The sequence below is a fragment of the Paraburkholderia denitrificans genome (assembly GCF_042655705.1).
Classification (GTDB): Bacteria; Pseudomonadota; Gammaproteobacteria; order Burkholderiales; family Burkholderiaceae; genus Paraburkholderia; species Paraburkholderia denitrificans.
Genome location: NZ_JBHSMP010000020.1, coordinates 124,975 through 137,669 on the forward strand (window position 1 = coordinate 124,975; position 12,695 = coordinate 137,669).

The 12,695-nt window shown below is 61.9% G+C and carries 12 protein-coding genes; 5 read left to right on the plus strand and 7 right to left on the minus strand.

Annotated features, from left to right (window positions below; genetic code table 11):
* Positions 1 to 226: 226 nt before the first annotated feature.
* Positions 227 to 2,275: an elongation factor G gene (gene fusA / locus ACFPTO_RS17475; protein WP_377713135.1), complete on the plus strand. Its 2,049-nt coding sequence runs from the start codon at positions 227 to 229 to the stop codon at positions 2,273 to 2,275.
* A 97-nt stretch (positions 2,276 to 2,372) separates the two neighbouring features.
* Here fusA and ACFPTO_RS17480 read toward each other — a convergent pair whose 3' ends face one another.
* Positions 2,373 to 3,014 (minus strand): trimeric intracellular cation channel family protein, encoded by a 642-nt coding sequence (locus ACFPTO_RS17480; protein ID WP_377713137.1) that lies wholly within the window; start codon positions 3,012 to 3,014, stop codon positions 2,373 to 2,375.
* Positions 3,011 to 3,454: a MarR family winged helix-turn-helix transcriptional regulator gene (locus tag ACFPTO_RS17485; RefSeq protein WP_377713139.1), complete on the minus strand. Its 444-nt coding sequence runs from the start codon at positions 3,452 to 3,454 to the stop codon at positions 3,011 to 3,013. Before ACFPTO_RS17485 ends, ACFPTO_RS17480 begins: the two co-directional genes overlap by 4 nt.
* A 611-nt stretch (positions 3,455 to 4,065) precedes the next feature.
* Between ACFPTO_RS17485 and ACFPTO_RS17490 the strand changes: the two genes are divergently transcribed.
* Positions 4,066 to 5,157, plus strand: a complete 1,092-nt coding sequence (locus ACFPTO_RS17490) for a branched-chain amino acid aminotransferase (RefSeq protein WP_377713141.1) — start codon at positions 4,066 to 4,068, stop codon at positions 5,155 to 5,157.
* A gap of 129 nt (positions 5,158 to 5,286) precedes the next feature.
* Here ACFPTO_RS17490 and ACFPTO_RS17495 read toward each other — a convergent pair whose 3' ends face one another.
* Complete coding sequence (locus ACFPTO_RS17495) at positions 5,287 to 6,609, minus strand: type II toxin-antitoxin system HipA family toxin (protein WP_377713143.1); 1,323 nt, start codon at positions 6,607 to 6,609, stop codon at positions 5,287 to 5,289.
* Between the two features lie 3 nt (positions 6,610 to 6,612).
* A complete protein-coding gene (locus tag ACFPTO_RS17500) occupies positions 6,613 to 6,870 on the minus strand; it encodes a helix-turn-helix domain-containing protein (protein ID WP_377713145.1) in 258 nt (85 codons plus the stop codon).
* A 692-nt stretch (positions 6,871 to 7,562) separates the two neighbouring features.
* On the opposite strand from ACFPTO_RS17500, the gene ACFPTO_RS17505 reads away from it, so the two are divergent.
* The 3 genes from ACFPTO_RS17505 to ACFPTO_RS17515 all read left to right on the plus strand — a co-directional run bounded on the left by ACFPTO_RS17505 (position 7,563) and on the right by ACFPTO_RS17515 (position 9,848).
* The gene (locus ACFPTO_RS17505; protein ID WP_377713339.1) at positions 7,563 to 8,165 is read left to right on the plus strand and encodes a DUF1326 domain-containing protein; all 603 of its coding nucleotides are present in this window, start codon (positions 7,563 to 7,565) and stop codon (positions 8,163 to 8,165) included.
* A gap of 54 nt (positions 8,166 to 8,219) precedes the next feature.
* On the plus strand, positions 8,220 to 9,011 hold the full coding sequence (locus ACFPTO_RS17510; protein ID WP_377713147.1) for a DUF2182 domain-containing protein: 792 nt from the start codon (positions 8,220 to 8,222) through the stop codon (positions 9,009 to 9,011).
* 228 nt (positions 9,012 to 9,239) lie between these two features.
* Positions 9,240 to 9,848 carry a histidine phosphatase family protein gene (locus tag ACFPTO_RS17515; protein WP_377713149.1) on the plus strand — a complete coding sequence of 203 codons (609 nt, stop codon included), beginning with the start codon at positions 9,240 to 9,242 and terminating at the stop codon, positions 9,846 to 9,848.
* Between the two features lie 282 nt (positions 9,849 to 10,130).
* Here the strand turns inward: ACFPTO_RS17515 and ACFPTO_RS17520 are convergent, their stop codons facing one another.
* The 3 genes from ACFPTO_RS17520 to ACFPTO_RS17530 all read right to left on the minus strand — a co-directional run bounded on the left by ACFPTO_RS17520 (position 10,131) and on the right by ACFPTO_RS17530 (position 12,692).
* Positions 10,131 to 10,409 carry an HU family DNA-binding protein gene (locus ACFPTO_RS17520; protein ID WP_028207645.1) on the minus strand — a complete coding sequence of 93 codons (279 nt, stop codon included), beginning with the start codon at positions 10,407 to 10,409 and terminating at the stop codon, positions 10,131 to 10,133.
* 256 nt (positions 10,410 to 10,665) lie between these two features.
* The gene (locus ACFPTO_RS17525) at positions 10,666 to 12,012 is read right to left on the minus strand and encodes a glutamine synthetase family protein (protein ID WP_377713152.1); all 1,347 of its coding nucleotides are present in this window, start codon (positions 12,010 to 12,012) and stop codon (positions 10,666 to 10,668) included.
* A gap of 122 nt (positions 12,013 to 12,134) precedes the next feature.
* The gene (locus ACFPTO_RS17530; protein WP_377713154.1) at positions 12,135 to 12,692 is read right to left on the minus strand and encodes a helix-turn-helix domain-containing protein; all 558 of its coding nucleotides are present in this window, start codon (positions 12,690 to 12,692) and stop codon (positions 12,135 to 12,137) included.
* Positions 12,693 to 12,695: the final 3 nt, after the last annotated feature.

Consider the following 12,695-nt stretch of genomic DNA (forward strand, 5'->3'; position numbering starts at 1 on the left):
TATCGATCTGGTTGCGCATCGCCAGCGCGCGGTCGGTAAGCATGGGCATAGGGTATTTCCCCTGGATTTTGACCCACCATCCAGCCCACCACTGGACACTTGGCAGCAGTCGGACCACAATGGATCAAGCCAGTCGAAACATATTGACAACATGTTGATTACACAGTGGAATTCGTAAAAGCTTGCGGGCCACACTGGATGAATCTGTACAACAATGGATCGACAAATGGATTTCACTCCCGAAGCCATCCGAACCATCGCTCTCGTCGGCCACGCTGGCTGCGGCAAGACATCGCTCGCGGAAGCGCTGCTGTACCAGGGCGGCACGTTACGGGCAGCAGGCAGTGTGGATCGCGGCACGTCCCTGTGCGATTTCGATCCCCTCGAACGCAAGTATCACCACTCGCTCAGTTCCTCCATCGCTCACCTGAATTACCGCGACACGCGCATTTATCTCGTCGACACGCCGGGCTATCCCGACTTTGCGGGGTTATCGATCGGCGCGCTGCCCGCGGTCGAAACCGCCGCCATCGTGATCAATGCGCGCACCGGCATCGAAATGACGACGCGCCGGATGATGTCGTATGCGCAGGACCGCAAGCTGTGCCGGATGATCGTCGTCAATGGCATCGACGGCGAAAAGGTCGATCTGCCCGGACTGCTCGCGCAAATCCAGGAGATGTTCGGCAAGAACTGCCTGCCCATCAATCTGCCCGCGCATGGCGGACAAGACGTGGTGGACTGCTTCTTTAACCCGGCAGGCGAAGCCGATTTTCTTTCCGTGGAGTCCGCGCACAACGCGCTCGTCGATCAGGTGATCGAACTGGACCCCGCGCTCATGGAGCTGTACCTGGAGCAAGGCGAAGCGATTCGCCCGGAGCAACTGCACGAGCCTTTCGAGCGCGCATTGCGTGAGGGCCACCTGGTGCCGGTCTGCTTCACTTCCGCCGCAACGGGCGCGGGCATTGCGCCATTGCTCGATGTTTTCGTCAACCTTTTGCCGAATGTCACCGAGGGTAATCCGCCGCTTTTCTATCGCGAGGCGGGCGGCAAAATAGAACCTGTGCATGCGGAACCGGCGGCCGATAAACACGTGCTCGCGCACGTGTTCAAGATCGTGATGGATCCGTATATCGGCAGAATGGCCGTGTTTCGCATCCATCAGGGCACGGTCGTACGCGACAGCCAGCTCTATATCGGCGATGGCCGCCAGCCGTTCAAGGTCACGCATCTGCTGACGTTGCAGGGCAAGGAGCATGCGGAGATCCAGCGCGCGGGCCCCGGCAATCTCTGCGCGGTATCGAAGGCCGAGGACATCGGCTTTGACGCCGTGCTGCACGACGCGCCCGAAGACGGCAACATCCACCTCACGCCGCTCAAGTTCCCCACGCCGATCTACGGTCTTGCGATCGAGGCGGCGCGCCGCGGCAACGAACAGCGCCTGTGGGAAATCCTGCAAAAGCTCGCCGCCGAAGATCCCTGCCTGTTGATCGAACACCCGGCAGGCACCAACGAAACAGTCGTGCGCGGACTCGGCGAACTGCATCTGCGCTACATGCTCGAACGGCTGACCGAGCAGTACAAGCTCGAGGTCACGACAAGGCCGCCGACAATCGCGTGGCGCGAAACCATTGGCGGCAAGGCGGAGGGACATTGCAGGCACAAGAAGCAGACGGGCGGCGCCGGACAGTTCGGTGAAGTCATGCTGCGCGTGGAGCCGCTGCCGCGCGGCGCGGGGTTCGAGTTCGTCGATGCCGTCAAGGGCGGCGCCATTCCTTCGCAGTTCATTCCCGCCGTGGAAAAAGGCATTTTGCAGATCATCGAGAACGGACCGCTGGCAGGCTTTCCGATGCAGGACGTGCGCGTGACCGTATTCGACGGCAAGAGCCATCCGGTCGATTCGAAGGAAGTGGCGTTCGTTACGGCGGGCCGCAAGGCGTTTATCGATGCCGTGCTCAAGGCGCAGCCGATCGTGCTCGAACCGATTGTCGACATCGAGGTGATGACGCCGGAAGCGGCGATGGGCGACATCATCGGCGATCTGTCGTCGCGTCGCGGACAAGTCAATGGCACGCGCGCGCTGGGCGGCAATGCGATGGTGATTGCGGGCAAGGTTCCGCTTGCCGAACTCGACGATTACCAGTCGCGTCTGAATGCACTGGCGGGCGGGCACGGCAACTACAGCATCCAGTTGAGCCACTACGATGTGGTGCCGTCAAACCAGCAGGAAAAACTGGCGGCACAACACAAGGCGCGCCAGGTTCCTGACGAGTAGGACCGAAACGGTTTCGCACGCATCTTTCTTGCGCGGTCTGCGATCAGGCAAGTCGTGACGCGAAATGGTGCGACGCTATATGTAGCGCACGCGCCGGTCAGCGCTCGCCGCGCCGGTCGTCCTCGCGCGCATGAAACACCGGCAAACGCCAGCCGAAATAGAGTGACGCGAGGCGCAGCAGCACGCAGGCAACGACTGCTATCCAGGCGGTCCAGCTCGACGACCATCCGGCCTCGGTCAGCCCCACTTCGAGCGTCGCGCCGAGCAGCGCCGCCGAAGCGTAAATCTCGCGCTCCAGAATGGCGGGCACGCGCGAGAGCATCATGTCGCGCAATACGCCGCCGCCAACTGCGCTCACCATCCCCATCAGAATCGCGAGTTCGGCGCTGTGGCTATACGAAAGCGCTTTTTCGGCGCCGGTGACGGCAAAGAGCCCGAGGCCGATCGCATCGAAGAAGAGCACGGAGTGACGCAGGCGGCGCACCGGACCATAAGCGACGATGGCGACCGCGGACGCGGCCAGCGACACGGCGAGATAGCGCCAGTTCGACAACCCGGCAGGCGGCACGGCGCCGATGCAGATGTCGCGGACGATGCCGCCGCCGCAGGCGACCATGAACGTGACGGTCGCGATGCCGAACAGGTCGAGCCGCTTTTGGCGGGCAGCGACGGCGCCGCTGATTGCGAATGCGAAAGTGCCGACGAGGTCGAGCACGGTATAGGCGGTATGAACGTTCACAGGGCCTCGTTGTCGGCGGGTGCCATCAGACTGGTCGCGAGTTTCGCCAGCAGACGGTCGAGCGCGTTGCGCTCCCGGTCGCTGAGCGCTGCCGCAAGTTCCGCTTCCAGCGCGCGGCCCAATCGCTCCGATTCCTTCGCGACCTTCGTGCCCTCGCGCGATGCCCGCAGCGCGACGCTACGGCCATCCTGCGCATGCGTCTCGCGATTGATCAGGCCGCGCGCTTCGAGATCCGCGAGGATTTTCGAGAGCAGGGTTTTTTCGACGAGCGCGCGTCGCGACACGACTTTCGGCGTGACGCCCGGCTCCGAGCAGACAAGACGCAGCACGCGCAGGGCGCGCACGTCCAGGTCCCATCGTTCGCGATAGACGTTATTGGCCCGCTCGGTCAGCAACGCGCTCGTGAGATCGAGTCTGAAAGTGAGGAATACCGGATCCAATTGCACGCCTCCGTGACTGAGCCTCGGCTGGATGGCGGCGAGTATAGAGGATTAGTTGAAAATTTCAACGATATGCCGAACGTGCAGGCGGCGAAGGTCGTTTTATTGTTCGCCTGGTTCGAGCGGGAGCCGTTCTCACATTTGCGCTCGCGATACGCGTAGCATGCGCACATCTCCGTGGATTCCCTGGTGCACATCGCGGCTGCGGCCGTTATCCGGGTTCGGGCGCTGCCCGTTTGCGCGCCTGCGGGATTCGACCCTGAACGATGCGGTCTTCGGCGTTGGTGCAATCGCAGCGAAATACATTGTAGGGATCGTCGGCCAACTGCCCATATCGCCCCACATTCCCCCAATAACGCGGCGCAGCAGGGACGACGCAAGGTATGCGAAAAACATGATCGGGACACGCAGGAAGCGCCATCCGGCAAGCCAGGCCATGCACGCACGATTCTCATTAACGCCCCGGCACACCCGCATTTCCTGCCCTTCGCGCATGATTCGCTCGCGCGCCTTGCCGGAAAGTCTGCACCAAACTCCAAAAAAAGCTGAAAATAGCGCGGTAGCCGCAATCAACAACCGTGAGACAGCGAAACATGAGCACGAGCAGTCGCATGCAGTTTGTCACCGAACAACACCCCAATCCCACGCCCGCGGACCAGATCGCCGCCCGTCTGGAAAGCCCCGTCTTCGGTCGTGTCTTCACCGACCACATGGTCACGATCCGCTGGAGCGAATCGCGCGGCTGGCATGACGCCAAGGTCGAAGCGCGCCGTCCGTTCCAGATCGATCCGGCCTGCGCCGTGCTCCATTACGCGCAGGAAATCTTCGAAGGCATGAAGGCCTATCGCCACGAAGACGGCTCGATCGCGCTGTTCCGTCCGCAGGAGAACGCGAAGCGTTTCCGCGCGTCGGCAGCCCGCATGTCGATGGCCGATCTGCCCGAAGAACTGTTCCTGCAAGGCGTCGAGGCGCTCGTCGACATCGACCAGGCCTGGGTGCCCGGCGGCGACGGCAGCCTTTACATTCGCCCGTTCATGTTCGCGACCGAGAGCTTCCTCGGCGTGCGCTCCTCGGCGGAGTATGTGTTCTGCGTGATCGCGTGCCCGGTCGGCCCGTACTTCAAGTCGGGCAAGTCGGCTGTCACCGTGTGGGTGTCGGATCAATACACGCGCGCCGCGCCCGGCGGCACGGGTGCAGCCAAGTGCGGCGGCAATTACGCCGCCAGCCTGATCGCCCAGACCGAAGCCTCGGCGAAGGGCTGCGACCAGGTGGTCTTCCTCGACGCAGCCCAGCACCGCTGGATCGAGGAACTCGGCGGCATGAACGTGTTCTTCGTGATGGACGACGGCTCGCTCGTCACGCCGCCGCTGTCCGGCACGATCTTGCCGGGTATCACGCGCGCGTCGATCATTGCACTCGCACGCAAAGAAGGCATCACGGTCAATGAAACGCCGTATGCCTTCGACTCGTGGCGCGAAGACGCCGCGAGCGGCCGCGTGAAGGAAACTTTTGCGTGCGGCACCGCAGCAGTCGTCACGGCCATCGGCCAGGTGCGGCATGCCAACGGCGAATTCTCGATTGGCGATGGCGGCGAAGGCGAAGTCACGCGCCGTATCCGCACGCTGCTCACCGGCATCCAGCGCGGCAAGGTTGCCGATCCGTCGAACTGGGTCTGGAAACTGGAATCGTCGAAAAAGGCGTAACGCACACGCCAGTCATGCCGGTCCCGGCGCGTTTTTAGCCGCGCGTTCCGGACCGGTCTCGAAGCACAGCGGCGCGTGTTCTACGCGCCGTTTTGCTTCGTGCCGCTTTACGTCCTGCCTCAAGCCGCCTCAGGCATCCAGTCGTTGCGCCGAAAGCCGCAACCCATCGAACAGACGCTCAGCGACACGCTCCGGAAAGCCTTCGGGCAGCGCCGATGCAACCTGCTCGATCACGTCCGGCGTACGTTCAACGAAGCGATCGACGAGCGGCCCGGCGTCCGCGCCGTAGTGACACAACTGCGCGGTCGTGTCGAAATGCGCTCGCTTCACGTCGCGCATCCGATAGTGGCGCGTTCGTCCCCACACGGCCATGGCGAGCGTCGTTTTGTGCCATGACCATTGACTGCCGCCATCGCCCTCGACGGGCCAGATCGACATCACGTCATAGAGCGGCGCAAGCTGAAAACGTCCGCCCGGCAGCAGGCGGATGCTGAAATTCTTCGCGTGGCCGTCCGGCGCCGCGAGCATCCAGAACGCGATCTGCGCGCCGATAAACGTTTCGATATCTTCTTGCGGGCGCTGCGATTGCCGCAGGATACCGGCGATCTCGCGCATGCCGGGCCCGCCGTGCGACTCGTACTTGAGATGCGGCGGCACGCCGAGCGCCTGACAAAAATCTTCCTGCGGCAGACGCAGCAGCGCGCCGCTACGCGACCACACGCGATCGAAGCGCTCGACGCAGAGCACCTTTTGCTCGCGAAAGCGCAGAATCTGCGCCGACGACACCGGCAGCCCATACGCCTTCAGCACCGCGAGACAGAGCCATTCGTTTTCGACGGATGTCTGGAAGTCCACCTTGCGGCGCCCGATCAGGCCGAGCGGCAACTTGAGGATGTGCGTGGTGGGCGTCGCGCCGCGCGGCAGGCACCACCGGCCCTCGTGATGAAGCAACGCGGTTTTTTCCTGCGCGCCCGCGAGCGAGATGCGCAGCTCATCGCTCTCGTCGCCCGCACCCGACACGGCGCCGGACGTTTCGAGCAGCAGGCGCTCGATGGCGGCATCGGTCATCGGCGTGCCCTCGATCGCGCCGACGTTCCCCGGCACTTCGTCCTCGTCCAGCAACTGCACGGCGCCCACGCAGTCGCGCCCAATCGCCTTGAGCAAATCGAACGCTTCCACGGTCTGCGTGCTGAAGCGGGTCGCAATACGGCGGCGGATCTGCGGGCTATCGGGCAACAGATTGTCGAAGTAGTTGTTAACGCGTTCGCCGCGCAGCGGGCGCTCGCCCACGCCGAACGGCAGCGAAAGCGACAATGGCCGCCCGGCTGCGGACTGCTTCCAGGCGGCGTCGTAGCGCAGCTCCATATCGCCCGAGGGCGTCACGACCCATGTGCCGACCCGTTCTCCATTGGCCCAGATCGACAGTGCGCGCGAATGCGATTTGCGTCCCATTGGCTACCACTCGGGCTGTTCGGCGCGGCCGGAATTGGCCATGCCGCGCGACTGCACGCAAAGTTCGAGGCCGTAGAGCGCGAGCAGCGCCAGCATCTGGTCGAGCGAGATGCTGGCCGTGCCGGTCGTCTCCAGCGCGGAAAGCCGCGGCTGACCGATACCGATGCGCGCTGCGACCTGGGCCTGGGTCATCCCGCCGGCCTTGCGCGCCGACTGCAGAATTTCACCCAGCCCCGCAGGCGTTTGGACGATGATCTTCATGGAATATTCCTGTGACACATAAATAGATTATATGCCTGTTACCGATAATTTGCCAATATCACTCACAGGAATAAACTCGGAATATCATCGACAGGCATGAAGCTGGCCTCGCGTGGGTACGCAAAAATCGTCTGCGCAATGAACCGGCGAGATCCGCGAATTCGTCTCACGTGGCGCACTTCCCTCGTGCGACCCGGCGCGTTCGTCACGTGCATCCGGAACATTCGATCAAGACGCAACCAGCGTCGCAAAGCCTCTCCGCTGAAGAACGCATTCAACCATGGCGCGATGTTGCTATCGCCTCAGCATCGCACACGACACGCGCGGCACACCTTCGACGATGCAATCAGCCCCATCGGTCAGACATAACGATGCCGATATTCCTGCGGTAAGCGTTGAATGAACAGCCTCCTCCTGTTCGCTCAAACGACAAATGCCCGCATGCCGCTGTCGCGCCAGGCAATTTGATTTGATGAAGACTCCCCAGGAATAAACGTCGTACTTTCCGACGTAGGCAAACGTCGAATCGACTGCGTATCGACGAATGAAGTTTTCCCGACAATGGCCCATTTCAAGGCCCTTTTCGCGAGCAATGACTTTGAGTACAGGGTTCGATTTTCTACAATTCTAAAAATGGCGCGCTGGACAGATTACGGTCCTGAAGCGCGCCATTCGTAGCAGAGGAGGCCATGATGAGCTATCACCTTGAAGGTCGTCTGCTTGAGGTTTGCACCTGCCGGGTGCTGTGTCCTTGCTGGATCGGAGAAGACGCCGATTCCGGAACATGCGACTCCATTGTCGCGTGGCACGTCGATCAAGGCGCCGTCGACGGGGTCGATGTCGCGGGCAATACGTTTGCCGCCGTGTGCCACATTCCCGGCAACATCATGGAGGGCAACTGGACGGTCGCGATCTATATCAGCGACCAGGCCTCGAAGGAACAGGAGGCGTCGCTGATGAAGGTTTTCACCGGCCAGGCCGGCGGTCCGATTGCGGAAGTCGCGAAATTGATCGGCACGGTCGTATCGGTCGAACGCGCGCCAATTGGTTTCGACGTCGTCGGCGCAAAGGGCAACCTCCGAATCGGCACCGACTATTACGCCGATCTCGAGCCCTATACCGGTCCAACCGGCGCGAATACGACCTTGTCGGAAACCGTGTTCTCGACGGTGCCCGGCGCGCCGGTCTTTGTCGGAAGAGCGCCGGTCTACCGCTCGAAGAACGCGGCGTTGGGTATCGACGTCGACCTCAAGAACCATAACGCCCTGCAAAGCACCTTCATGTTCGAAGCCTGAGCGCGTCTCGGGACATCTGCCTCTACGCCGCCGTGTGCGAAGCACGAGCCGACTATGCGCGCCGCCTCGCGACATCGACGTATTTTCCTGCCCGTGCTGGGCGGCGTGATCGCGCTTGCGTGGGTCACTTTGTGGCTCTGGGCACGCAGCCCCTACGGACGCTATATGGACCATGGCGACTGGGCAGCCTCGGGACCGGCGGCATTTTTGTGCCAGGCCGTTCCCGGCGGCTCGCCAGTCGTGCAGGCCGCGCTCTACGCGCTGTCCTGGACACTCATGATCATGGCCATGATGCTCCCCACCACGCTGCCTCTGTTCAACACGTTTGAACGTCTGGTGGCGGGACGGCCCGACCGGTTGCGCCTGTTGTCGCTGTTGTGCCTCGGCTACGTTGCGGCATGGAGTGCGTTTGGATTGCTCGCGCACGGCCTGCACGCGCTGCTGTTGAGCGGCGTTGCACGCGTGCCGGCGATGAGCGCATACAGCTGGCTGATCGGCGCGGTCACCCTCGCCTGCGCGGGCGCGTTTCAGTTCAGCAAGCTCAAGTACCACTGCCTCGAAAAATGCCGTACGCCGCTCGGTTTTGTGATCAGCCATTGGCGCGGTCAGGCGCGCAAGCGTCAAGCATTCGCGCTGGGTGCGCGTCATGGACTGTTTTGCGTCGGGTGTTGCTGGGCGCTGATGCTGCTGATGTTCCTCGTCGGCGCGGGCAGCCTCGGCTGGATGCTGCTGCTCGCCGCTGTGATGGCTATCGAGAAAAACACGCCCTGGGGGCCACGGCTCAGTGCACCGCTCGGCGTCGCATTGTTGACGTGGGCGGTGCTGCTCGTGGCGAGCCATGCCTGAAGCATCTTCAACGCCATTCGTACCTCTGAATATCGATCGCGTTATCCGAAGCGTTCACGAATACGGCTCGCATTCACTTCAAGTGAAATTCCTCGCAAGACGTCCGTTGTGCTGACTTGCTGTGCGCAACGTCATCGAGACCTCGGTTACCATCGCGCTCATGATCAAATGGTTCGACGCCGTCGCGCTGAACTGCCTCCCGCCTCCCGCACGTTTTTGGAATCGTTCATGTCAAACCAAACCGCGAAAGAAACATACGCGTTACGTGAAGTCTGGCTGATCCGTCACGGCGAAACCGCGTGGAGTCTCTCGGGCCAGCACACCGGCCGCACCGATATTGCATTGACCGATCGCGGCCGCGAGCAGGCACGCGCGCTCGCGCCTGTACTCGCCGCGCAACCGTTCGACGCGGTGCTGTCCAGTCCGATGATTCGCGCCACCGACACCTGCCGTCTCGCCGGACTTGGCGAGCGCATGATTGAAATGCACGATCTGCGTGAATGGGACTACGGCATTTACGAAGGACGAACCACCGCGGAAATCCACGCCACGACACCGGACTGGAGCGTATGGCATTCGCCCATTCCCGACGGCGAAAATCTCGAACAGATTCAGGTGCGCGCGCAATCGGTGGTCGAACGACTATTGACGATGAAGGGGCGTGTGGCCATGTTTTCACACGCTCACTTCCTGCGTGCGCTGGCCGGGTACTGGATGAGCAGTGAAGCGGCACTCGGCGCGCATCTGTATCTCGACACCGCCTCGGTCAGCGTGCTCGGCTTCGACCATGAAGATCGCGCCATTCGGCGCTGGAATACGCGGCTCGATTTGAACTGATGAATCGCGCGATTCGCCAGGAAAAATTCGGATTAAATCATTCAGATTCGAATCGTGAGCGGATAAAGCAGTACTGCGTTTTAAATCAACAAAAAAAACGAGCAACGCATGGCCGCAGCCACTCGTTGCTCGCCTAGCCGGAACCCCGCCGCAATCACGCGGCAGGCGTACCGGCACTCACCTGTCAAGACAGCGGCGGCGCCGAAGGAGATCGTGAACCGCGCCAGAAGGCGCGGCCATCGTCCTGCGCATCGCGCACGTCATCCGCCTTGGCAGCATGCATCACGACGCGTTAACAGCGTCCTTGAATGCCTTGCCAGCCGTGAACTTCACCGTCTTGGCCGCAGCGATCTGGATTTCCGCGCCCGTCGCCGGGTTGCGGCCCACACGAGCAGCACGCTGGCCGGTCGAGAACGAGCCGAAGCCGACGAGTTGCACGGAATCGCCCGACGTGACCGCGCGCGTGACGACGTCGAGGATCGCGTCGATGGCTGCGCCGGTGGCTGCCTTGGTCTCGCCCGTGCTTGCGGCGACTGCGTCAATCAGTTCCTGTTTGTTCATCTGCTACCTGTATTGAGTTGGGAAAACCTGCATACCCTACAGCACACGGGCGAAACAGGCAAATTACGTTGTATGTCGATACACGTATTTCGCGTATCCGGCATGCGTTTTACCTTACGTTTCCGGAAGGTTCTAGTTGCGCGACGCAACTTCAACGCAGTATGCCGTTGCCGGATCAAACGCGCTAACTACATGGCCAGGAACGATTTATGCCAGCCCATGCACGCTCATGAACCTTCAGGCACTGCGGGCGCCGTTACAGGAACCAGCGATATTCCCGGCTGTTGATCACATTCATGAAGTCGAGGTGATCCTGGCGCTTGTTTTCGCAGTAGACCATCACGAAATCGTCACCTAGCCCCTCGCACACCGCCGGATCGTGGCGCATCGCCGCGACGGCGGACAGCATGTCACCAGGAAAATCCACGCCGCTCGACCGGTCGACGTTGAGCGGCGCAATCGGTTCGCGGCCCGCATCGAGCCCGTGTTCGATGCCCGTGAGAATTGCCGCCAGCACGAGGTAGGGATTCGCATCCGCGCCCGCGAGGCGGTGCTCGACACGCAGATTCACATCATCCGATTCCGGAATGCGGATGCAGGCATCGCGATCCTCGAAACCCCAGCTTGCCCGGCTCGCGGCATTCACCATGGCGCCGTAACGCCGGAACGCGTTGTGATTGGGTGCGAAGATCGGCATGCAGTGCGGCAGCAGTGCAAGGCATCCGGCCACTGCGTGACGCAGTTCACGCTTGTCGTTCGGTGCAAACACATTGCGGCCCGCCTCGTCGTAAAGACTCACATGTACGTGCATGCCGCTGCCCGGCGCATCGAGCCACGGCTTCGACATGAAGCTCGCGCGATAGCCGTGCTTCGTCGCCACGCCGCGTGTGCTTCGGCAGAAAAGCGCCGACCAGTCCGCGGCGCGAAGCGCATCGACGCAATGGCCGAAGTTGATTTCGAATTGGCCCGGGCCGAGTTCAGCCGTGATGACGGTCGCATCGACGCCCTGCTCGCGCGCCGCATCCACCATCTCGTGCAGCACATCCGAGAAACGCGAAACACGCTCGATATGCATGTTCGCCTGATCGTCCTCGTCGTCGCACAGCGGATCGTGCGCGTGTTGCGGCATACCGTCTTTCAGCTTGCGATCGAACAGATAAAACTCCAGTTCGAATGCCACGACCGGGCGCAGGCCGCGCCGGGTAAAACGCTTGAGCACGCGCGCAAGAACCTCGCGTGGCTCGAAACCGATGGGCGTATCGGTGCCATCGGATGTGATCAGCATTTGCGCGAGCGGCTGCTTTTCCCAACGCACGCGCTTGAGCGTGCCGGGCACGAGACGGCGCGTTGCATCGGGATCGCCGTCGTGAAGGCAGTAATCGCCAATCGGATACACGCCGCCCTGCGTGCCGAGCAGCACGGCGTTCTGCGGCAGCTTCAGCGTCGAACCGGCCGCGACTTTTTCGAGCATTTCAATGGGATAACGCTTGCCATAGAAATGTCCCGGAATATCGAGGCAGATTAGATCGACGTAGCGTATCTCGGGGTGCGCCAGACGAAACGCGCGCACTTCGTCGACAAGACCGGTTGCAAGAGATGTCACGGTTGTGTCCTCGGTTCCTCAATGGATAGCGGTTTTTCTGCTTTGTTATATGCACTGCTTATTGTTTGATATTGTTTAATCGCGTCTTCCCGATGCGCGCCGCCTGAGCGGCGCGCATCGTATCAGGTGAACACCCAGAGCACCCGTGCGGGCTTGTCACCCAGATTCGCATAACTGAACCGGCAGCGCGCCGGCAACTGGAAACTGTCGTTCGGCTTGAGCGTTACGGAATCGTCTTCACCGTCGATCCAGACAGTCAGTTCGCCTTCGAGCACGAAACCGCCCTGCTCGTCGCTGTCGTCCACCGGACGGTTGCCGCTCGTCGCGCCCGGTTCCAGCAGACTCTCCAACATCGAAAACCGCGACGACATGCTGGGCGACACCAGCACGTCGGTAATGCCGCCTGCGTAGTACAGGATGCGCCGCTCGCCCGGACGCGTCACCCAGGGCAGCGCGCGCGGCTTGCTCACGCTGTAGAAGTACGTGGTGGGCGTCTGCAGCGCCTCGCCGATCGCGGTCAGATCCGCCACCGTAGGTCGCGACAGACCGCGCTCGACCTGCGAGAGAAACCCCACCGAGCGGCCGATGCTTCTCGCCAGTTCGCTCAGCGTCACCTTCTTGTGCTTGCGCAGATCGCGAATCAGGATCGCGAGGCCCTCTATCTCTTCCTGCTTGTCCATGCT